The sequence below is a fragment of the Amycolatopsis sp. NPDC088138 genome (genome assembly GCF_044741685.1).
Lineage (GTDB): Bacteria > Actinomycetota > Actinomycetes > Mycobacteriales > Pseudonocardiaceae > Amycolatopsis.
Genome location: NZ_JBIUTB010000005.1, coordinates 918,965 through 939,099 on the forward strand (window position 1 = coordinate 918,965; position 20,135 = coordinate 939,099).

The 20,135-nt window shown below is 70.6% G+C and carries 21 protein-coding genes; 7 read left to right on the top strand and 14 right to left on the bottom strand.

Annotation, left to right across the window (positions count from 1 at the left end):
* Positions 1–3: 3 nt before the first annotated feature.
* Together ACIOD2_RS30755 and ACIOD2_RS30760 are read right to left on the bottom strand one after the other, a co-directional pair.
* Positions 4–783 (bottom strand): hypothetical protein, encoded by a 780-nt coding sequence (locus tag ACIOD2_RS30755; protein WP_400545574.1) that lies wholly within the window; start codon positions 781–783, stop codon positions 4–6.
* Positions 784–888: 105 nt separating this feature from the next.
* The gene (locus ACIOD2_RS30760; protein ID WP_400545577.1) at positions 889–1,329 is read right to left on the bottom strand and encodes a peptidoglycan-binding protein; all 441 of its coding nucleotides are present in this window, start codon (positions 1,327–1,329) and stop codon (positions 889–891) included.
* A 246-nt stretch (positions 1,330–1,575) separates the two neighbouring features.
* Here ACIOD2_RS30760 and ACIOD2_RS30765 point away from each other — a divergent pair, with 246 nt between their 5' ends.
* A complete protein-coding gene (locus tag ACIOD2_RS30765; RefSeq protein WP_400545580.1) occupies positions 1,576–4,281 on the top strand; it encodes a BTAD domain-containing putative transcriptional regulator in 2,706 nt (901 codons plus the stop codon).
* A gap of 17 nt (positions 4,282–4,298) precedes the next feature.
* On the opposite strand, the gene ACIOD2_RS30770 is transcribed toward ACIOD2_RS30765, so the two are convergent.
* Positions 4,299–4,733 carry a hypothetical protein gene (locus tag ACIOD2_RS30770; RefSeq protein ID WP_400545583.1) on the bottom strand — a complete coding sequence of 145 codons (435 nt, stop codon included), beginning with the start codon at positions 4,731–4,733 and terminating at the stop codon, positions 4,299–4,301.
* 178 nt (positions 4,734–4,911) lie between these two features.
* Here ACIOD2_RS30770 and ACIOD2_RS30775 point away from each other — a divergent pair, with 178 nt between their 5' ends.
* From ACIOD2_RS30775 to ACIOD2_RS30785, 3 genes are all read left to right on the top strand, one after another.
* Positions 4,912–5,916: a serine/threonine protein phosphatase gene (locus ACIOD2_RS30775; protein WP_400545586.1), complete on the top strand. Its 1,005-nt coding sequence runs from the start codon at positions 4,912–4,914 to the stop codon at positions 5,914–5,916.
* A 126-nt stretch (positions 5,917–6,042) separates the two neighbouring features.
* Entirely contained in the window at positions 6,043–6,597 is a 555-nt protein-coding gene (locus ACIOD2_RS30780) for an RNA polymerase sigma factor (protein WP_400545589.1), read from the top strand.
* A 29-nt stretch (positions 6,598–6,626) separates the two neighbouring features.
* Complete coding sequence (locus ACIOD2_RS30785; protein ID WP_400545592.1) at positions 6,627–7,652, top strand: hypothetical protein; 1,026 nt, start codon at positions 6,627–6,629, stop codon at positions 7,650–7,652.
* Here the strand turns inward: ACIOD2_RS30785 and ACIOD2_RS30790 are convergent.
* The 6 genes from ACIOD2_RS30790 to ACIOD2_RS30815 form a co-directional block, all read right to left on the bottom strand.
* On the bottom strand, positions 7,601–8,071 hold the full coding sequence (locus ACIOD2_RS30790) for a hypothetical protein (RefSeq protein WP_400545595.1): 471 nt from the start codon (positions 8,069–8,071) through the stop codon (positions 7,601–7,603). The genes ACIOD2_RS30785 and ACIOD2_RS30790 overlap by 52 nt on opposite strands.
* A 31-nt stretch (positions 8,072–8,102) precedes the next feature.
* Positions 8,103–8,543, bottom strand: coding sequence for a hypothetical protein (locus tag ACIOD2_RS30795; RefSeq protein WP_400545598.1), 441 nt, complete (start codon positions 8,541–8,543; stop codon positions 8,103–8,105).
* Positions 8,544–8,658: 115 nt separating this feature from the next.
* Positions 8,659–9,435 (bottom strand): SDR family NAD(P)-dependent oxidoreductase, encoded by a 777-nt coding sequence (locus ACIOD2_RS30800; protein WP_400546210.1) that lies wholly within the window; start codon positions 9,433–9,435, stop codon positions 8,659–8,661.
* Positions 9,436–9,512: 77 nt separating this feature from the next.
* Complete coding sequence (locus tag ACIOD2_RS30805) at positions 9,513–10,085, bottom strand: TetR/AcrR family transcriptional regulator (protein WP_400545601.1); 573 nt, start codon at positions 10,083–10,085, stop codon at positions 9,513–9,515.
* 550 nt (positions 10,086–10,635) lie between these two features.
* A complete protein-coding gene (locus tag ACIOD2_RS30810) occupies positions 10,636–11,028 on the bottom strand; it encodes a hypothetical protein (protein ID WP_400545604.1) in 393 nt (130 codons plus the stop codon).
* Positions 11,029–11,074: 46 nt separating this feature from the next.
* Positions 11,075–11,992 (bottom strand): aminoglycoside phosphotransferase family protein, encoded by a 918-nt coding sequence (locus ACIOD2_RS30815; protein WP_400545607.1) that lies wholly within the window; start codon positions 11,990–11,992, stop codon positions 11,075–11,077.
* Between the two features lie 71 nt (positions 11,993–12,063).
* On the opposite strand from ACIOD2_RS30815, the gene ACIOD2_RS30820 reads away from it, so the two are divergent.
* Together ACIOD2_RS30820 and ACIOD2_RS30825 are read left to right on the top strand one after the other, a co-directional pair.
* Positions 12,064–12,309 carry a hypothetical protein gene (locus ACIOD2_RS30820; protein WP_400545610.1) on the top strand — a complete coding sequence of 82 codons (246 nt, stop codon included), beginning with the start codon at positions 12,064–12,066 and terminating at the stop codon, positions 12,307–12,309.
* 133 nt (positions 12,310–12,442) lie between these two features.
* On the top strand, positions 12,443–13,024 hold the full coding sequence (locus tag ACIOD2_RS30825; RefSeq protein ID WP_400545613.1) for a YrhB domain-containing protein: 582 nt from the start codon (positions 12,443–12,445) through the stop codon (positions 13,022–13,024).
* A gap of 102 nt (positions 13,025–13,126) precedes the next feature.
* On the opposite strand, the gene ACIOD2_RS30830 is transcribed toward ACIOD2_RS30825, so the two are convergent.
* The 3 genes from ACIOD2_RS30830 to ACIOD2_RS30840 form a co-directional block, all read right to left on the bottom strand.
* Positions 13,127–14,062 carry a serine hydrolase domain-containing protein gene (locus tag ACIOD2_RS30830; protein WP_400545616.1) on the bottom strand — a complete coding sequence of 312 codons (936 nt, stop codon included), beginning with the start codon at positions 14,060–14,062 and terminating at the stop codon, positions 13,127–13,129.
* Positions 14,059–14,778, bottom strand: coding sequence for a Clp protease N-terminal domain-containing protein (locus ACIOD2_RS30835; protein WP_400545619.1), 720 nt, complete (start codon positions 14,776–14,778; stop codon positions 14,059–14,061). The genes ACIOD2_RS30830 and ACIOD2_RS30835 overlap by 4 nt, the downstream gene beginning before the upstream one ends.
* Positions 14,779–15,106: 328 nt before the next feature.
* The gene (locus ACIOD2_RS30840; RefSeq protein WP_400545622.1) at positions 15,107–16,039 is read right to left on the bottom strand and encodes a collagenase; all 933 of its coding nucleotides are present in this window, start codon (positions 16,037–16,039) and stop codon (positions 15,107–15,109) included.
* Between the two features lie 301 nt (positions 16,040–16,340).
* Here ACIOD2_RS30840 and ACIOD2_RS30845 point away from each other — a divergent pair, with 301 nt between their 5' ends.
* Positions 16,341–19,016, top strand: coding sequence for a LuxR C-terminal-related transcriptional regulator (locus ACIOD2_RS30845; protein ID WP_400545624.1), 2,676 nt, complete (start codon positions 16,341–16,343; stop codon positions 19,014–19,016).
* 339 nt (positions 19,017–19,355) lie between these two features.
* Here ACIOD2_RS30845 and ACIOD2_RS30850 read toward each other — a convergent pair whose 3' ends face one another.
* Both ACIOD2_RS30850 and ACIOD2_RS30855 read right to left on the bottom strand, forming a co-directional pair.
* Complete coding sequence (locus tag ACIOD2_RS30850; protein ID WP_400545627.1) at positions 19,356–19,679, bottom strand: hypothetical protein; 324 nt, start codon at positions 19,677–19,679, stop codon at positions 19,356–19,358.
* A gap of 225 nt (positions 19,680–19,904) precedes the next feature.
* A complete protein-coding gene (locus ACIOD2_RS30855; protein WP_400545630.1) occupies positions 19,905–20,111 on the bottom strand; it encodes a hypothetical protein in 207 nt (68 codons plus the stop codon).
* Positions 20,112–20,135 lie beyond the last annotated feature (24 nt).

A 20,135-nucleotide genomic window follows, 5' to 3' on the forward strand; every position in this document is an offset into this window, starting at 1 on the left:
GCGTCACATGGTTGGGCGAGGGATCGGGATCTCGGCGTCGAGCACGATCGTGCCGGCGGTGTCGGTGGCGAGCAGGGTCAGGCGTCCGGAGTGCGCCGGGGGTGCCGGAGACCACTGCATCCGCTGCCGGTCGAGATGGTCTCCCGATTCGGCCGAGCCGCCGGTCCGGCGGTACGCGGTGCCCGGCTCGTCGCGCAGTTCCCAGGCGAGGTCGGCCAGCGGCGAGCCGGCGACGGCCCGGCCCGGTCGCTCGCCGGCCTGCCCGCGGCGTCGGCGTTTCATCCACTCCAGGTGCTCACGCGCGGCCCGCGCCCGCCTGTCACGGTGCTCGGGGCCGGGGTCGGTGTAGAGGTCGACCAGGAACCGGTCGCTCCACAGCTCCGCCGAGATCAGCGTCACCGGCCGTCCGCCGAGCTGCCCGAGTTGCCGGGGCCCCACCAGCACCCCGTGCAACGTCGGCGGGTCGAGCGGCTCGGGGGCCACGACGGGCGCCGAACCCGCTCGCACAGCGACGGGAGCGAAGGAACTCGTGGCCGACGCAGAGGTGGACACCGACCGGACTTCCGGCCTGATCCCGGCCTCCTCCAGGGCATCGAGCGCGGCGCTTTCCTGCTCGTCGGTGAGCACCCCGGTGTCACCGAGCGCCTCGACCTGCGCCGCGAGCCGGCTTCCCAGCAGGCGCAACGGATCCACGGAAACCACGCCGGCAGAACGAGCGCGGCTCACCCCGGCCACGGCCGGCCGGAAGACCTGCGCCAGCCACTGTTCCCCGGACAGCTTCACGATTCGATTTTACCGTTGCCCACAAGGCGATAAGAGCGAGCGAGCGGCGGCCAGCTGCGTACCCCCAAATCACGCAGCTGACCGCCCGTGGAGTGCTCGCGTACGTCAGGTCCAGCTGTTGGCGAAGAACTCGAACGCGAACCTGGTTTCCGGCCCGGCGATCCCGTCGATCGCACCGGTGTACCCGAAGCCGGCCGCGAGCCTGCGCTGCAGTGCCTTGATCGTCTGCGGGCCGACGATCCCGTCGATCGTCCCCTTGTAGCCGTAGCCGTAGTTGCTGAGGTAGCTCTGCATGGCCATCCAGCTCTTCGAGCCCAGCTGCCCGTCGACCGTGCCGGGGTCGTAGTGCTTGTAGATCAGGAACCTCTGCACGGACTTGGCTTCGCCGGTGCTCAGGCCGAGGTTGTCCACGGCCAGCGCGACGGCTTCCTGGTTCGTCGCGACCGGTTCAGGTGCCGCGAAGGCGGTACCCGCACCGACGAGGCCGCCCGCGGCCACTGCGGCGGCAACCGCGGTTCCTACGAGCACCTTCCGGAAATCACTCATTTTCATTCCCCTTCTCATCCGGTGACTTTCCTGGACGACCCTGCACGGCAGTCCGGGCGCAAACCTGGAACCCATCTTGAATCCCCTGGTGGGAGGGGGTTTTCAGGGTGAACCGGCGAAGAGGGACCGGACGATGTTCCGCCGCCGAACCTGCCGTTGCGCGGCCACATGCGGTAAAGGTGGTTACAGACTGTCCGGCTGTCGGGTTGGTGAACGATTGTTCGGGAGCGCGGCGAGGGTGGGATGATGACGGCTGAGTTCCGTCTGCTGGGAGACATCGAGGCTCGTGTCGACGGCCGCGTGGTCGATCTGGGGCCTCTCCGGCAGCGCTCGGTGCTGGCTGTCCTGCTGGTGGAGGCCAACCGGCTCGTGTCCGCCGACCAGCTGGTCGAACGGGTGTGGGCCGGCCGGCCACCGCGAAGCGCGCGTGACACGCTTTACAGCTACCTGCACCGGTTGCGCAGAGCACTGGCCTCCGTGGCCGGGGCGGAGATCGTCCGGCAATCGGGTGGTTATCTGATCTCCGTCGACGAGGCCCTGATCGACACGCACCGGTTTCGCGAGCTGGTCCGGCAAGCTCGAGCGGCCGACGACGGTTCCGCCGCGATGGCACTGTTCGACGACGCGCTGGCGTTGTGGCGGGGTGACCCGTTCTCCGGCGTGGACAGCTCATGGCTGAACGGCGTCCGCGACGTGCTGGAGAAGGAACGGTTCACCGCCGAGCTCGACCTGACCGATCGGCGGCTGGAGCAGGGGCAGCACGCGGAGCTGGTGCCCGAGCTGCTGACCCGCACCGGCGAGCACCAGTGGGACGAGCGGCTCGCCGCGCAGCTGATGCTCGCGCTGTACCGATCGGGCCGGCAGGCCGATGCCCTCACCCACTACGAACGGACCCGGGCGCGGTTGGCCGAGGAGTTCGGCATCGACCCGGGTGCCGATCTCCGCCGGCTGCACCAGCGGATTCTGACGTCCGACCCGGGCCTCGCCACCCCCGGGCCGCAGGCGGGCCCCACCGCCGGGAACCGGCACGCGCCGGACACGCCCCTCGACCGGGCAGTGCGCGAACTGGCCACCGCCGTGACCCGGCAATGGACCGCGGAAGCCGAGATCCGGTCGCTGCACCGGCCGGCGCCGCTGCGGGTGCGGTGGTCGAGCACCGGCCGGCCGGTGACCGCCGTGCACGAGGTGCTCCGCGGCGACATTTCCGAGCTGGCGGCCCAGTTCCGCGAGCTTCCGGTGCGCCAGCTGGTCGTGCTGGGCGCACCGGGATCGGGCAAGACGGTGCTGACGATCCTGCTGACACTCGCCCTGCTGGCCGACCGCACCGCGGGCGATCCGACGCCGGTGCTGTTCCCGCTGTCGTCCTGGAACCCCCACCAGGAGCACCTGCAGCACTGGCTGGCCCGCAGGCTGCTGGAAGACCATCCCGGTCTGCGCAACACCGTGGCGTACGGAACCGACGCCGCGGCCCGCCTGGTGACCGACGAGCGGGTGATCCCGGTGCTCGACGGCCTCGACGAGCTGCCACCGGGAATGCACGCCGCGGCGATCGACGCCCTCGACCAGGCGATCGCGGGTGATCGCCCGCTCGTCGTGTCGTGCCGGGCCGAGGAGTACGAGAACGCGGTCCGCCGCGGCGGCGTGCTGGCCAGCGCCGCGGTGGTGGAGATCGAGCCGGTGCGGCTCGACGACGCCATCCGGTTCCTCACCGCACGCGACCACGCCGGCGACACCCGCTGGCAACCCGTGGTCGACCAGTTGCGCCGCGACAGCGAAAGCCCTCTCGCACAAGCCCTTTCGACCCCGCTGATGGTCGACTTGGCCCGCGCGGCCTACCGCGCTCCCACCAGCGACCCGGCGGATCTTTCCGACCAGCGGCGCTTCCCGGACCGTGCCGCGGTCGAAGACCACCTGCTCGACGCGTTCCTGCCGGCCTCCTACGCCGGCCGTCCCCGGCCGCCGGGCACCGCGGTCCGCGGGTACCGCCCGGACCAGGCCCGGCGGTGGTTGACGTTTCTGGCCCATCACCTGCGGCGCACCCGGACCGCCGAGCTCGCCTGGTGGCACCTGGTGCGGTCGGTGTCCAGGCCCGCGAGGGGCGTTCTCCTGAGTCTGCCGGCGGCCTGTCTGTTCGCACTCGCCGGGCTGCTGGCCGACGGCCCCGTCATGGCCACGACCTACGGCCTAGCCACCGCCGTCGGTGGTTGTGCCGCCCAGGGCTGGGGCACGCGGGCGGGAGCGCAGCGGGTGGAGGTCCGGTTCCACGGCACGGCGTGGTCGTTTCTCGGCCGGTTCGCGATCGGGCTCGCCATCAGCGTCGCGATCGGGCTGGTCTGGTCGCTGCCGATCGGCGCGGTGGCGGTGCTCGGTGCGGTGTTCGGGCTCAGCGTGGGGCTCCATGTCTGGGTGAAGGTGCCGACCGGTGTGGCCCAGGCGTCCAGTCCGGCGGCAACCCATGCCCAGGACCGGGTCGCGACGCTGACACTCGCCTTTTCGGCGGCCGTGGCGATCGGGCTGTTCTACGCGTTCGCGATCGCGCTCAGTCAGCCGCACTCGGATCTCGGCGCGGTGCGGGACCCGTTCCATCTCGTCCGGGCACTACCGGCCGGTGCCGTGTCGGCGTTGTTCGGCTGGTTCGCGTTCCGGTACATCGGCTGTCTCAGTTACGGGCTCGCCGGCTTCGTCGTCGGCGGAATTGCCATGTCCCACCACATTTCCCTGGGCCTGGGGCTCGCGGCGGGTGCGGTGTTCGGGCTCGCGGTCGGCGTCACCATGACCCTTTCGCGGTCGTGGGGCGCCTATCTGCTCTGCCGGATCTGGCTGGCGCTCCTCGGGCACACACCGCTGCGGTTGAACCGGTTTCTCGCCGACGCCCACCGGCGCGGTGTGCTGCGTCAGGCGGGCGCGGTCTACCAGTTCCGCCACGCCCGGCTGCGAGACCGCCTGACATGAGCGATCCGCGACCGTCTTCAGCGCCAGCCGAGCTCGGCCAGCTGGTCCCCGACCTCGCCGTGGGGCCAGACCGTCACCTCGTCCAACCGGCCCGACGCGGTGCGGAACTTGAGGCCGCGGCCGAACGCGCCCACCCACCACAGGCCGGTCACCTCGGCGCGGACGATCCGGATCGGTTCGACGCGGGGAACGCGCAGCTCGATCTGGCCGCGGCTGACCAGCAGGCTGACCAGCGGCCACGTCGCTTTGAAGTGGTTCACCTGGGCGTCGCCGCGCAGGACGAGGTCGTAGTCCTCGTCCCGCAGCGCAGCGAACTGGCGTGCGTGGGCCGGGTCCGGCGGCGGGACCCGGCCGAAACCCCGGAACTTCTCCGGCCACCGGACCCTGATGACCGCCATCGCCGCCCCGAGAGCCACGAACACCAGCAGGGCGATCCCTTCGCCAGGTCTCATCGGCGTCCCTCCCGCGGCACCGGCGAAGTGTCTCACCCGAACGGACTCGGCAGCCAGTGTCAACCGCCTGTGGCGCAGGGGAAAGTCATCGCCGCTGGGGGAGCGCGGAGGTCGATCAGGGCGCCGGGCACCCGGCGGACGTGATCGGAAATGCCGGCGTCCGTGGCACGATTGCACGGTGACCGCCGCCAGGCACGCCCGCCACCGGAAACTCTCGGCGTTCCTTGAATCCCGCAGTGATGCCGAACTTGCCGCGCTCGTCGGCGCGGGGCAGGTCACCGGCGTGGGGGTGGGCGGCGACTCGGCGGTCCTCGACGTCGACGGCGTGCCGGTGTTCGCCAAGCGCATCCCGCTGACCGACCTCGAGCTCGCGCACCCGGGCTCCACCGCGAACCTGTTCGAGCTGCCGGTGCACTGCCAGTACGGCGTCGTCAGCCCCGGCTTCAACGCGTGGCGCGAGCTGGCCGCGAACGTGATCGTCACCGACGCCGTCCTGGCCGGCGAGACGCGGTCGTTCCCGGTGCTCCACCACTGGCGGGTGCTGCCCGGCCGCTCGCCGGTCGCCGCTGAGCACGCCGACATCGACACGGTGGTGGCCGCCCTGGGTGGCAGCTCGAGCGTGCGTGTCCGTTGCGAAGCGCTGGCCGCGGCGTCGTGCAGCCTGGTGCTGTTCTGCGAATACATCCCGCACCCGATCGAGGGCTGGCTGGGCGAGAACCCCGCCGGCAAAGCCACCGCGGTCGAGCGGCAGTTTTCCGAGATCGTGACGTTCCTGCGCGGTCGGCAGATGCTGCACATGGACGGGCACTTCGGCAACATGCGTACCGACGGGGAGCGGATCTACCTCACCGACTTCGGGCTGGCCACCTCGCCGCGGTTCGACCTGTCGGCCGCCGAGCGCGGTTTTGCCGAACGTCACGCGACTCATGACGAAGGCTACGCCGCCATGCGCTTGGTCAACTGGCTGGTGACCGCGGTGTGCGGAGTACCGGTGCCGGCCGGCGGCGGCCCCGTCGCCCGCAACGAGTACGTACGCCAGTGCGCGGCCGGCCACATCCCGGACGACGTGCCGCCGGCCGTGGCCGCGATCCTGGCCCGGCACGCGCCCGCGGCGGCGAAGATGAACGCCTTCTACTGGCGATTGTTCGACGGCGAGATCCACGCGGAGTACCCGGGGTTGTAGGACAGCGCGGGAGTCGAGCACGTCGCCTGACCAGCGATGTTCGCCGTGGGGTGACCTGGCCTGAACGCTTTGGGCGGGCGTTGGCAAAGACGGGGTGTCAGGGCGAAGCGAAACCCGAGGAGCTTCATGTCGTCAGACGCGGAACTGATCGGTAGGTCGCTGCGCGGAGACACCGATGCCTTCGTGGAAGTGATCAGCCGGCACGAGACCGCGCTCGGGAACTACCTGGCGCGCAGAGTGGGCCGGCAGGCAGCCGAGGACGTGCTCGGCGAGGTGTGGGTGGCGGCTTACGAGTCCCGTGCGAACTACGACCGTTCGTATCCCGAAGCCAGGCCTTGGTTGTACGGCGTCGCGCTGAACCGGCTGCGCCGGCACTGGCGGTCCGCATCGGCCGAGGAGCCGGCGTCGGACCTGAGCGGTGTGGCGAGCGGCTGGGATCCCTGGCCGGCGGTGGATGTTCGCGTGGACACCCAGGCCCTGCTGAGCAGGGCACTGGCTCGGCTCAAACCGGAAGAGCGGGAAGTGCTGGGCCTGGTCGCCTGGGAGGACCTGACCGTCGCCGAGGCCGGGCGGGTGCTCGACATCCCGGCCGGCACGGCCCGCCGCCTGTTGCACCAGGCGCGCAAGGCATTGCGTGAAGCCCCCGAAGTGGTCGCGCTGCTGCAAGTCCCGACAACGTGAAAGACAGCCCCATGGATGAAATGGATCTCATGAAGAATCTGCGTGACGTGCCGTCCCCCGGTCCCGAGGCCTATGACCGTGCCCGCACGGCACTGCAGTCGGCGATGGGGGAACCCGTGGCCACGGTCGTGCGACCGAAGCGCTGGTTCTCCTGGCCCAAGGTCGGCGTGGCCGCCGTGGGCGCGGCAGCGGTTGCGGCGGCGGTGGTGCTGGGTACGTCAGGCGGCAGCGTCCCGGCCGGCCCGTCCGGCGGGGCCCCGCAGGCGATCGAGGTGCCGCCGGCGGTCGAGGCGCCGCTGGTGAAACTGGCCTCCGCGGTCCAGGCGGCCGGCACGCAGCCGGGTGACGCGTCGCTGATCATCAACACGAAGTTCGGGCTGGACAACAAACCGAACCTCAACTACACCCTCTACACCGACAAGGGCCGGCAGTTCACGGGCGACTCGGAGAAGACCCTGGTGGACGCAGTCGTCAAGGGAGACGCCCAGCCTGCTTCGCCGTACGACGGGAACGTGATGGCGGCGGCCCGTCTCGCCGCGAACGGCGACGTCGGCAAGGCCAGGATCGCGATGATCACCGCGGCCGGCAACGCTCTGGGAATCGGCCTGAGCCCCGCCGAGGCCGACAAGGCCTGGGCGGCCGCCCAAGCGGAGACCGCGGAGATGTTCCGCAAGATCGGCAAGCCGGCTCCCGCCCCCAAACCGCGTCCGACGGGCAAGGACCTGGAAAACCTGATCAACAACCACCTGTGGAGCAACGCCCAGCACGCGCTGTTCGCCAACGCCGCCGATGCGGAGGTCCGCGCGGGCGTGCTGAAGCTGTACGCGACCATCCCGGGCATGGTCGTCGGCAAGACCGACGTCGACGGCCAGGCCGGGCTGACCCTCACCGCGCCCCCCGCCATCCTGGGCGGCAGCACGGACGTCCTCGTCATCAACGCCGACAACGGCCTGCCGATCCGTGAGGAGATCACCACCGCGGAATCGAAGCGCTACGTGGTGAACTACAAGTCCTTCCGCGTCACCCTCGCCGACGTGGCCGCGGGCAAGATCTGACTCGCGTACCGGACTGTCCCGGGAGGGCCGAGAGCATCTCGGCCCTCCCCGGTGCGCTCCCCGAACAGCACCGGCCTGCCCGCGTTGTCGACGGTCCCACCGGCGATCCTGCCGCCACCCAGCACTCCTGGTTCACCGGTCGCGACCGCCGGGCCGGCCGCGGACGATCCGGCCAGCAGCCACTTCCCGCCGGTTCTCAGCACCGTGCTGATGTAGAGCCGGTTCGCCGGCGCCTCGACCTTCGACGCCGCCCAGGTCTCACCCGCGTCGCCGGAGGCCCACACCCGGACGTCCACGTCGTAGGTGTCGGCCACCAGGACATGATCGCCCTCGGCCGCGATCGCCTTCGGCGCCCAGTGGCCGGGCGTGTCGTGCGGCAACCTGATCTCACGTGCGGTGTGGCCCTCGTCCCCGGACACCCACTCGACCGATTCGGTCCCGCCGGAAGTGTCACGGGTCCCGGCCCGCGCGGACCAGCGCCACCGCGTTCCGGCCGGGCTCCGACCGGAAGAGCCGCACGACCTCGCCGGACCGGTCCCGCCTGGAGAACCCCTCTTGGCCGAGCCCGATCACCGACCCGTCCGGCCCTGCCACTGCGGCCGTGGCGCCGAATGCGGCCGCGGCCTGCTTCGGCCCGCCGTCCGGCACCGGGCCGAGCACGAGCCGGGTGCAGGCGTCCGCGCCCAGCCAGCTCGCCGGGACGCGATTGCCGTTGCCCGGCAGCCCGTCGCCGAAGAGCGGGGCCGGGGAGTCCGGTGACGGGTACTGGGTCGCGCCGGGGTGCACGACAAAGCCCAGCGCACCGGCCGGCTCGGTGGGTGGCAGGCTCGCCGGATCACAAGCCACGACCGCGGCCAGCGACAGGGCGAGAATTCCCCCGCCCTTCTTCATGGGCGGACCGGGACATCGACGGAGTCCGCGACAACGTGCGCCCGGGCATCCAAGGGGCGAGGGCCTGTACGGGCTCCGAACCGTCAAACCCGTACAGGCGTGCGGCACTCGGTGGTTACTGGTTCCGGCCTGCCGTGACACCGCCGTCGACGTCCCAGATCGCGCCGGTGACCCAGCCGGCCTGGTCGGAGAGGAGGAAGGTGGCCACGGCGGAGACGTCCTCGGTGGTGCCGATCCGGCCGATCGGGTGGAAGTCGTTGAATCCCGCCAGGACGGTGTCGACCTCGGCCGGTGGGATGAAGCCCTCGTAGATGGGGGTGGCGACCACGGCAGGGGAGATGGCGTTGACCCGGATCTTGTGGGCGGCCAGTTCCAGGGCGAGGTGCTGGGTCAGGGCGTGCAGGCCGGCCTTGGCCATCGAGTACGCCGACGACGGGGTCGCGGCGATGGCCTGCTTCGCCCACATGCTGCCGATGGTGACGATGGCGCCACCGCGGCCGCCGTTCACCATGTTCTGCGCCACGGTCTGGGTGATCAGGAAGGTGGCCTTGTTCAGGTCCAGGTAGGCGTCGTAGTCGGCGGGGGTGTGTTCGAGGAACGGCAGCGGCCGGAACACGCCTGCCGCGTTGACCAGCAACGTCGTGTCGGCGTGCTGGCCGGTCAGTTCCTTGCGCACCCGCGTCACCTCGGCGGGATCGCGCAGGTCGGCGGTGATGCCCCAGGCCTGCCCGCGGGCGGCCAGGTCGGCCACGGTCTTCTCGACCCGTTCGGGGCGGGAACCGATGACGACCGCGCTGCCGCCGCCGCCGACGACGTCCTCGGCGATCTGACGGCCCATGCCGCTGCTGCCGCCGACTACGACGAGCTTGCGACCGGTGAAGTCCTGTCCCATGGTGGTGCTCCTCATCTGACTACCTACTAGTTGGAAGGTTGAGTGGTCATGCAAAAAGGCGTTGCAGTGGTGCGTTTTCAGACCAGGGCGTCGACCAGGGTCGCCGCCACCGACCGGACCACGTCCCGATCCCGTCCGGCGGCGCCGTCCGGCTGCCCGTGAGCGCGGGCCAGGAGCAGTGCTCCCTCCAGGGACGCCAGGTAGGCCTCGGCCGCCGCACCGGTCCGGCCGGCGGGCATACCCGCCTCGGCCAGCACGCCGGCCACCCACTGCCGCTGGTCGGCGAAGAACGCGTCCGTCGCCTGCCGTACCTGAACGGGCAGGCTCTCCGCATCCACGGCGAAGACGCCGCAGAGGCAGATGCGGCCGCCTTGGGCAAAGGTCTCCGCGTACAGCCCGGCGTAACCCACCAGGCGCTCCCGCGCGCCCGCCGCGTCGTCGTCGACTTCCTTTCGTGCTACGGCGAACCGTTCCCGGTAGCGCGCGATCAGCGCCTCGGCCAGTGCGGCTTTGGTGGGGAAGTGGTGGTGAATGCTCGGCTTCGTGATGGACAGCTCGGCACTGATGTCGGCGTAGGAGAAGCCGTTGTACCCCCGAACCTGCACCAGCGTCTGAGCGCTGTCCAGGATCCGATCCGCTGTCGTGGTCACGCGACAATTTCTACCTTCTAGTTGGTAGGGAGTCAAGGTGAGTGACCGGCGTCACTGGGATGGGGTAGCCGCCGTGGGAAGCGCTACGAGGTGACCAGTCCGCAGGACGTGGCGGAGTTCTTGGGGGCGGGTGCGGATGGGCACGGTGGTGATCACCAGTCGACGGCGCCCGGGCTGGCGGGCTGTGGCGCTACACGTGCTCGCCGCCGGCGAGGCGGTGGAGTTGCCGGCCCGGGTCGTGCGGTCGGAAGTGGCCGGAGGCAGACCTGGCCGGGGCGGAGTGACGGATCGCGACGTGCCCTGGCCGGCGTCCTCACCTCGGGCTGCTCCCGCGCCGCCACGGAAGCAGCGGCAGCTCCACTTCCTCGTTCACGCCGCTCATCTGCAGCGGAGACAAGACATCCGCTCATCGGCGTGACAGGACGTTGGCTCGTGTCTTTCGTGTTTGCTCTTTGTCGTTGACATCGTCCAGTGGAGGCGCCGGCCTCGCCGTGAGTTTGCGGGTTGGAAGTGCTGCTAGAACTGGGCGGACCTCGCCCCTCTGCCTGATTCAAGGCGTTCGATGACGAACGCCGGTGGCTGCCCATCGCCTCTTCAGCGCGTCCCAGCCTCGCTTGAACAGGATTCCGGCGCCGACGACAAGGAGGATCGCCGCCGTCAGCGCAGTCGCGAAGATCAGGGAAAACCCGAGATCACTGAGACCGAACGGCAAGGTCATCAGAAAACAGCCACCCCAGATGATGGCCAGCACGCCGGCCACGTTCGCGGCTCGCTTCACCAGCGCACCACTCACCTGAAGAACCTCCAATTGTGCCGGGTCCTGGCCAGGTTCCAGTTTACCTTGGCGCAGTGCCTCCACCGGCCGCCGCTGAGGCCCCTGCCCGGTGACGCCCAAATTGGAGTACTCCCGAGCCGTTTTCAGGAAACCGGCTTGCGGTGTCACCGGTTCGTGAAGCCGACGTAAGAGCTCTCCGATCGATGCGTGGGGATCACCGAGTCAGAGTGAGCAATTCGTCGATCGCCATATCTGAACCGTCATTCGTAAGGTACGCGATGGCGAACATCGGTGCGATCACCTGAGTCCAGGCAAACATCCTGTCCCCGTCGAACCCACATGCGGTCGCCACCCGTTGGCAACGGGCCTGGACTCCCTCGTGCCCGGCCCCGGCCACCACGTAGTCGACGGCATCGAAACACGGATCACCCAAGCACGCCTTCGGATCGATCGCGACCAGACCGCGCGACGGACCGCCGTCCAGGACGTTGCCGAGGTGCAGATCTCCGTGCAACAACACGATTCGGGCCTGACTGTCCAGCAACGCCTCGCAGCGCTGGATCGCCCGCCGCCACGCATGCTGACCGATCCGCGCACCGATGGCCGGTTCGGACAGTCTCCGGCCGATTCGGGCGAAGGCCTCGTCGCACCGGCCGCGCAGATCCCGCGACCAGAGCGCAGGCGGAGGCACGGCGTGCAGAGCGGCAAGCAACTCGCCCCACAGCTGCGGCAACGACTCCGGTGACAGGTCCTCGGCCTCGGCGCCGGGCAGGATCTCTTCCAGCACCATCGCCCCGGTTTCCGCGTCCGCGGCCAACAGAGCCGGTACCCGGCCTGAAGCCGCGAAGACACGCAGCATGTCCACCTGCTCGGTCAGCAGTGCTCGATCCGGGCTGAGCTTGAGTACCGCCGGCGTTCCGTCACGCCATCGACAACGCATGACGACAGACGAGGCCCCGCTCGCGAACACCTCACCGAGCACGAGGCCCCACCGCGACGCCAACCGCGAGGCGAGGGCCGGAACCTCGGCGAGCCAGCCCGCAGCACCGGGACCAAAACGATCCACCAACCGCGAGCCGGCGTCTCCGATGTCCACCTCGGCAGTCTGCACCCGAGCCACCGACCTGCGCATGTCGGCGCGTGCGTGCGTCGCGGCAGCACGGTCGGCGGCATGTGCGGACGCCGGCAAGGGATACTGGCCGAGTGTCGGGCAGCGAACGAAGAAAGCGGGCATCTGCGCGCCGCGCCATGGTCGAAGGCGTAGCGGCCTACCTTGCCGATGAGGACGCGGATGTTCACAACATCACCGATGCCGCCGTCCGAGAGGACGCGATGGGTGCTGCTTTGAATCTGACCGCGCTGGCGGCAGCGGCTGTCATGGCCCTGGCCGAGGCGACGGGCCGTACGCCGTTGGAGGCTTTGCGCTCGATCGACCGCGAAGGACGTTGACGAGCTCCGAACACAGCATCTGTCCAGGTGCTGGCGTGCTCGTCGGACGTCACCCGGTGCAAGCCCCGGAACATTGTCTCGCCGCCGTCATCGCGCCTTGCATGTGCGAGCACCAGGCGCAACTCTTCGGCGGATGGGCACACATTCCCGTCCAACCTGTGAGCCTCTCCCATCGCTTGTTGCCAAGGTGTCGAAGGCGTGGGCCGTCGAGGTCGTGGAGCGGCATCTGGCTGGGTGGCCGGCAGGGGGCCAACCGAGGATGGTGATCACGGACGTCAGTCCACACCGGCTTGGCTGGGTCATCAGCAGCCAAAGTGAGCGCTACGTGCGCACCCGCGAGTTCATCGACATGGTGGTGGGCCACGGGCCCTTCCTGGTCGATGGGGTGGACGGCAGCTTGCACATGGTGCATGGGACCGTTGATGTCGAGAACGGTGAGTGGATCGAGGACTACCTAGAGCAGGTTCGCGGGCTTGAACGCGGTGACCCGCTTCGGTCTCGGATCACCGAGCTGCTCGATTGCGGTCAGCGCCTCGACGCACTCCGGTTTGTGCGGGCGTCCGCTCCCGATCTCGGAGCGCAAGGCGCCAAGGAGTACGTCGAGGCCGCCGCGGCCGGCGCGCCGGTTCCCGAGCACGTACGCGTTCGCTTGCCGCAACCGCCGGTCAGGCGCCGGGTGTGGTGGCCTTTGTCGGACCCGAACCCGGAGCCATGACCGTAGGCGCCTGCCTTGCTCGCGGGCCTTGCCGGCGGGCGCGGGTGTTCCGACAGACCAATCACGCTCGGCGGCATGAGCGGACATCGTCAACGCCTGCGGTCAGGACCGTAGCGCGACCTGCACTCCCTGTACGAGCTTCATGAACTGCTGGGGGCTCACGGAGTCGATCGGGTCAGGTGTGGGCGTGCCCTGGGTGCGGGCGAGGATGGTGTCGTCGGGGACGGCCCGCAGGTGCACGATCACCAGCCCCGGCGGCACGCAGAGAACGTATTGGCCGAAGTTGCCGATCGCCATGAAGGAGCCGCGCCCCAGCAGCCGCGGGAGCCACCAGAGGTAGCCGTAGTCGAGCTGGACGCCGGCGCCCCGACCGACTTGCACCGAGGTGCTCTCGGTCACCCAGGACGCGGGTACGACCTGCCGGTCGTGCCACCGGCCGTCCTGCAGCAGCATCGTGCCGAGCCGGCCGAGGTCGCGGGCGGAGAGGAACAGGTGGTGGGCGAGGTGCTCGGAGACCTCGGGGCGGCCGAGCAGCCGCTGACGGGCCGGGTCGAAGTCGTCGAAGCCGAGTGGTGCGGCCAGGTCTTCGGCGAGTGCGGTGAAGACGGATCGTCCGGTGCACCGTTCGAAGATCGTGCCGAGGGTGTTGAAGTCCCAGTTGTTGTAGTGGAACAGGGTGCCCGGCGGCTGGGTTCCCCGGGCCGGTGCGTCGTCTTCGGGCCCGGCGGCGGCCGCCGGGGGGTGGTAGACGCCGGAGCTCGAGGTCAGCAGGTCGCGGACCGTGGCTCGGCGTTCTTGCGGCAGGAGGCCGCCGATGTCGTCGATGCCGAGCTCGTCGAGGGTGGCGTCGAGCCGGATGGTTCCGTCGGCGATGGCGGGTCCGTAGAGGACGGAGAGGACGCTTTTGCGTGCTGAGGCCAGAAAACCGGGTGTGGTGGTCGTGCCGTGGTCGAGCACGGTGCGGCCTTGGTCGAGCACGAGGAATGCCGTGGTCGGCAGGGCTTCGAGTGCGTCGGTGACCTGCTGGAGGGCGGTCATGCCGGGTCCTGGGCCGGGCGACCGGCGAGTCCGAGGATATGGGCGAGCGCGGCCGGGCGGGTGATGCCGTGTGTGGTGAGCGCTTGGCCGCCGGGGCTGCCGGGTGCGCGCAGGACTGCGAGGAACAGGTGCGCCACCGCGACGCCTTGCCCGTGTGCCTCGGCGATCGCGCCGTCGATGGCCCGGCGGGCGTCCGGGCTGATCCCCGGCCGGCTGCGCCCGGCCGGCTGGTCGTCGTCGGGTTCCGGATCGAGGGCGGCGCGCACGTGTGCCGGGTCGGCGCCGAGCGCGCGGATGACGGTGCCGGCGAGCCCGGCCGGGTCGTCGAGGATCGCGAGGAGGAGATCGCCGCTGTCGATGGTGTCGTGGCCGAGCCGGCGCGCGCGTGTCTGGGCGTGGCGGAGGCAGCCGAGCGCGCTGTCGTCGAAGTGCTGCAGGACGCCGGTGCGGATCAGGTCGTCGAGGGTCAGCCGCGCGAGAAGTGGTGCGTAGCGCTGTTGGGCGCCTTGGCGGCTGAGGTCGCGGGGCGCGCCGATGTCCGTCCAAGAGCACCCTTCGGCGCGTGCCATCTCGGCGAAGAAGCCGATCAGGCTGTCGCCGAGAACGTCGAGTTCACCGGCGATCCGCTCCGCGGCGGCGATCTGCCGGACGGGGTCTTTGGCCTCAGGACGAGGCCCGTGATGAGATCTGCGCTCATCGGCATGAACGCGCGTCACGCCGCCTTCGTCGACCGACTCGCGGCATGAGCGGACGTTGTCTTCTCATCGGCTGTGTATCTCGTGGCCACCCGTCGTCACCGCGCGTCATCTTTGATCCGGACACCTAGACTGCGCAGCTCCTGTGGAACAGTGCGGTCGCCGGCGTGGAAGTACAGACCCGGGTCCACCGCCGATGCCCTGCCTTTGGACAGCCGGCCCGCCCGGGCCGCGCGGCCCGGGCGGTCGTGGACGTCCAGGCCGCGGGCCCGCCGGGACGTCGACGGTCGGGACCGCCGGGTTCCCACTCGCCCCGGATCCATTCCCGGAAGCCCTTCGCCGCCAAGGCTCAGGTGAGGAGCCAGCGGTACCAGTCGGTGTCGTAGCGGGTGCCGATCGTCTGCTTCAGGAACGTGCGCGCGGCGCTCCACGCTCCGGTGCGGTAGTAGCCGAGCAGCTTGGTGACGTCGGCGGGGTGGTTCTCGGCCATGTACCAGACCGCGAGGTAACCCCAGACGTAGGTGCGTGTCTGATCGTTGCCGGACGCGTTGTCGAACAGGGTGCTCAGCGCGTACGTGCGCTTCCCCGCCTCGGCCGCGGCCTGGCTGTAGAACACGTTGCGGTAGCTGTAGCTCACGTACTCGGCCAGGCCTTCGATCCACCACTGCGTCGGCGTCGAGGTGTTCGCCTGGTAGTCGCCGTACAGGTCGAACCGGCCGTCGAGGTAGTGGGTGTACTCGTGGTTGAGGTTCTTGATCTCGAACGAGGACTTCGAGTCGTCGCGGTAGGCGACGAACCGGGGCTGGTTGCCCGCCGCGGACGGGTCGCCTTCGAGGTAGACGCCGCCGTTGTCGGTGCTGATGCCGAACATCGAAGGCGCGTAGTACTGGTAGTCGGCGCGGGAGTCGAACACGTCCACCTCGAGCGAGGTGTTGCGGTCCCCGGCGACCGGGCCGCTGTCCTTGACGAGCTGGTGGAAGTAGGTGTCCTGCCCGGTGAGGCTCGAGCAGGTCGCGCTCAGCTGGGCGGCGGTCATCCGCTGGGCACGGATCCGCAGCGAGCTCGTGCAGGACTTCGTCACCGGCAGGACGTCGGCGGCGGGCGCGGCGGGCGCGGCCGCGGTGGCCACGTCGCCGCCGGGCCCGAGGGGGTGCCCGGCGGTCCTCGGGTGGGGGGTCAGGGCCGAGGCGGGCGGGACGGTGACGAGCGCGAGCGTCGCGCAGACACCCAGGACGGGGACGGCGAAGCGCTTGATGCCGCGCCAGACCGGCGAGTCGTTCATGGTCGTACTCCAGGGAGAGGGGGAGTGAGGAGTGGGGAGGGCGGCTCCGGCTCGGGGAGGGCCGGAGCCGCCCTCGGGCACGGACAGCGGTGGCGTCTTCGTGCCGGCAGGTTCGGCGACGTCCGATCGCGCGATCGGGACGCGGGATCGTCCGCCTGCGCCGCAGCTCTGCCGGAGAGATCCTCGCTCCGGGGCCGCCCGTCCGGCCATGCGCGAGCCGGGAACTACGGATACCCAAACAAATGCCGGTGCCCGCCTTTCGTCTGGTGTCCCCCGCACCGGCCCGGCTTACGATGCGCCGATGAGCCCCCTCACCCCTGGCGACCACGCCCGGTCGACGGCCGGGCTCGTGCGGCAGACCCTGCTCGGCGAGCGCGACCGGCCGCTGCTGGTGCTGGTCACCGGCGCCGCGGGAACCGGGAAGACCACGCGGACCGGGGAGCTGGTCGCGCTCGCCCGCGAGGCTCGCGTGTCTCATGTGGACCTGTCGTTCACCTCCGCGCACAGCCCGCTCGTGCGGTCCGCAGTGGGGGTCGGGCCGCCGCCGGACCCCGCGAAGCGCGACGACACCGGCGCGTGGCGCGAACGCCTGGCCCGGGAGGTGCCGGCGCTGCTGGTCGTCGAGGACGTCCAGCGCGCGCCCGCCGGGTTCGTCGCCTTGGTGCGCGACTGGGTGGAGCGGGCCGGCAGCGGGTGCGTCACCGTCGTCACGGCGCGCCCGGAAGAGCTGGCCGATCCCGATCTTCCGCTGGGCCCGGGGCTCGCGCTGCCGGCGGTGCTTTCGGTCCGCCACGAGCGGACGGCGCCGTGGACCACCGGCCGCGTGCAGGAACTGGTCCACGCGCGGCTCGGGCCCGAGCGCGGCCCGCGCCAGGTCGTGGCCCGGATAGCGCAGGTCTCCGGCGGCAACGTCCAGGTGGTCGCCGACCTGCTGGAGCTGCTCGGGGCGACGGGCCCGGGCGGCGAGCCGTTCACCACGCAGGACGTCGACGCGCTCGGCGTGCCCGCCCGGCTCGCGCAGCTGACCGCCACCCGGCTGGCCGCGCTGTCCCCGCCCGCGCGCATGCTCGTGGCGGCCGCGGCCGTGCTCGGCGGCCCGGCGGCCGTCGCGGACCTTGCGACCGCGGCCGGGCTGTCCGTCGAAGATGCCGAAGCTGCGCTGGTCGAAGCCGGTTCGCTGCTCGTCGAAGATGCCCGCGGCGACCACGGGTTCGCGGTCCCGCTCGCCGCGGCCGCCGTCCGGGCCGGGCTGCCGGGACCGCGGCGCCGGCGCCTGCACCTGCGGGCCGCGGACGTGCTGGGCCGCCGCGACCCCGTCCCGTGGGTGCACGTCGCCGAACACCGCCGCCGGGGCGGCGCGACCGAGGAGTGGCTGCGCGCGGTCGAGCGCGTCGCAGGCGACGCGGGCGCGTTCGCCGACCCGGAGTCGGTCGTCGACGCGGTGCGGCCGGTGCTGGCGTCCCCGGCGATCGGCGAGGGCGTGCGGGCCCGCCTGGCGCTGCGGCTGTCCCGCAACGCCATCTTGACCCTGCCTTCGCCCCGGACCGTGGCGGTGCTGCGCGAGATCGTCGGGCTGCCCGGGCTCGCGCCCGGCGTGCGCGGCGAAATCCGGCTCGAGCTGGGTGTGCTGCTGCACAAGCAGCTCAACCGGGCGGAGGGCTGGGCGGAGCTGGAGACCGCCACCGGCGAGCTGCGGGAGCGGCCGGCGTTGCTCGTGCGCGCGATGACCGCGCTGGCCAACCCGTTCCAGTCCGGCGCCGGCCTGTCCGAACACGAATCCTGGCTGGTCCGGGCCGAGCGGGTGGCCGACGACGACGTCTCTCGGGCCGCCGTCGCGGCCGCACGGACGTCGCTGGCCGTCGCGTGCGGGGAGGCGGCGCCGTTGCGGCAGGTGCAGCCGCCCCAGGCCGGGCTGGAGCTCCGGCACAACGAGTACCTGGCGCGCGGGCTCACGAACACCGCGGTCGGGGCAGTGTTCGCGGGCCGGTTCGCGGCCGCGGGGGAAATCCTCGACCAGGCTCGCCGGTGCGAGAAGGTGCTCGGGTCGCCGTTCTTCGAGCAGTGCGACCGCGGTACCCGGCTGCTGTACGACTTCGAGCGCGGCGCCTGGGACGGGCTGGCCGAGCGGTGCCGCCGCGGTATGTCGGACGCGGGCGTCCACTCCGACGCCCGTCTGGTGCTCGTCCAGCTGGCCGTGGCCCGCGGCGACTGGGCCGAGGCCGAAGACGTCTGGCCCGGCCGGGGCGGCTTCGCGTTCGTGCCCTACGACGCGGCCGCGGCAGCCACCCGGGCCCGCATGGCGCTGGCCCAAGGCCGGGTCGACGCTGCCGTCGCGACAGTCGAAGAAGCATGGGAGTTGCTGGCGGAAAAAGGAATCTGGGTCTGGGCGGCCCGGTTGGCGCCGGTAGCCACGCAGACCTGGCTCGCGGCCGCAGCCCCCGACCGTGCGGCTGAGGCGGCCGCGCAGTTCGCCGCCGGCCTGCGCGGCCGGAACAGTCCGATGGCCGCTGCGGCACTGGCCTGGACCCGGGCGCTGCTGGCCGACGGCGAACCCGCTCCGTTCGAACACGCGTCAGTGCTGTATTCGCGGCTGGCGGCCCCGTACCCGGCCGCGCTGGCGCTGGAAGGTGCCGCCGGCCCGCAGCACCTTGAAACGGCAGTCGAGACGTTCACCCGTCTCGGAGCAGCGTGGGACGCGACGCGGGCCCGAGGCCGTCTGCGCTCCCTAGCAGGAGGTGCCGAGCCGCCCCGTGGCCGCGGCCGCCCGGCTTACGACGACGCGTTGTCCCCACGGGAACGGGAGGTCGCCGAGCTCGCCTCCGGCGGGATGACGAACCGCGCGATCGCCGAGACCTTGCACCTGTCCCAGCGCACGGTGGAGCACCACATTTCCCGCGCCATGCAGAAGTCGGGAACTCGATCCCGCCGGGCCCTCCTCGCCGCCCTCGAAACGTCAGTCCCTGCTGCGGCCATATAGAGGCGGGTACGAAATCCGCGACGAGCGCAGGAGCGTCATCGCCAGCGCGGTGCCGAGGTTTATGACGGACGCACGCTCGTCGGCAGAAGCGGACGTTCATGTCTGCGGGCCGGTTCACGCCAAACGATGACTGCTCGGGATCGGCCCAGCGGCAGGCAAGGCAACCGCCAGAAGCCGGCCAGCCGCGCTTCACGGCGCTGGACGTCGAGGGCGAACGCGAGATCCGGCCGTCGTCAATCCCAGGAGACGGGGCATCCCGATGTTGACAGGGCCGCCGTGGCGGGTGCACACGATCGTGCGGTCGAAGGTCCTCACTGGCGATTACGGCACGGCGCGGAGTTACAGACCTGCTTCATGGCCTCGATCATGGATGACGAGGAAAGCTTCCTCTGCCGACAGGATCCAGGCGTCGATCCGGTCGGGTGAGCACCTGATCGCTTCGATCAGCGCTTCGACAGCGTTCAGCTTGCCCGCGCTCACATGCGCCTGAAGTTCGCGTGCCGACACCTCTTGGTAGGTCATGGCCAGTTGCCACATGAACCTCATAAGATATCGGCATTCATCCTGTTCTCGGTCATCCGCGAGTCGTTCCTCAATCACGGCTTGCGCGCGCCGACGCTGAGCCCCGTCACGGAAGCCACTGCTGAGGTCGGTCAAGTTCACCCTTCGGAAGTTACCAAGAGAACACGTTGATGGCTGACATATTTAGTGGTCAGGCGGCGCCGCCAGCGGCGTTCGTTTCGCTGCTCTCCGAGCGTTCCCGGCTCGTGTCGCGCGCCCGCTCTATCGGTCACCACGCGGTGTCATCGGCGGCAAGCGCGTCAGCGAAGTTTCACCAGCTTCAGCCGCAGCTCGGCGACGTGGACGTAGCTCAGCTCGACCGTGCGGTCATAGACCCGGGTGGCAGCCCTCGATGACCGGGCCGTCGATCGTGATCCAGCGGTCCTCGGCTTGCGGTCGTGCCCATCGGCCGAGGTCGACGGTCACCCGCCCGATGTAGTCGAGGTACAGGGGATCGTCGAGTCCTTGGTCGAGGGTGGCGATCACCGGTTCGAGCTCGGTGATCTCGAACCCGAAACCTCGTTCTGACGACACCGCCTCGACGTCCAGCTCTGGCAG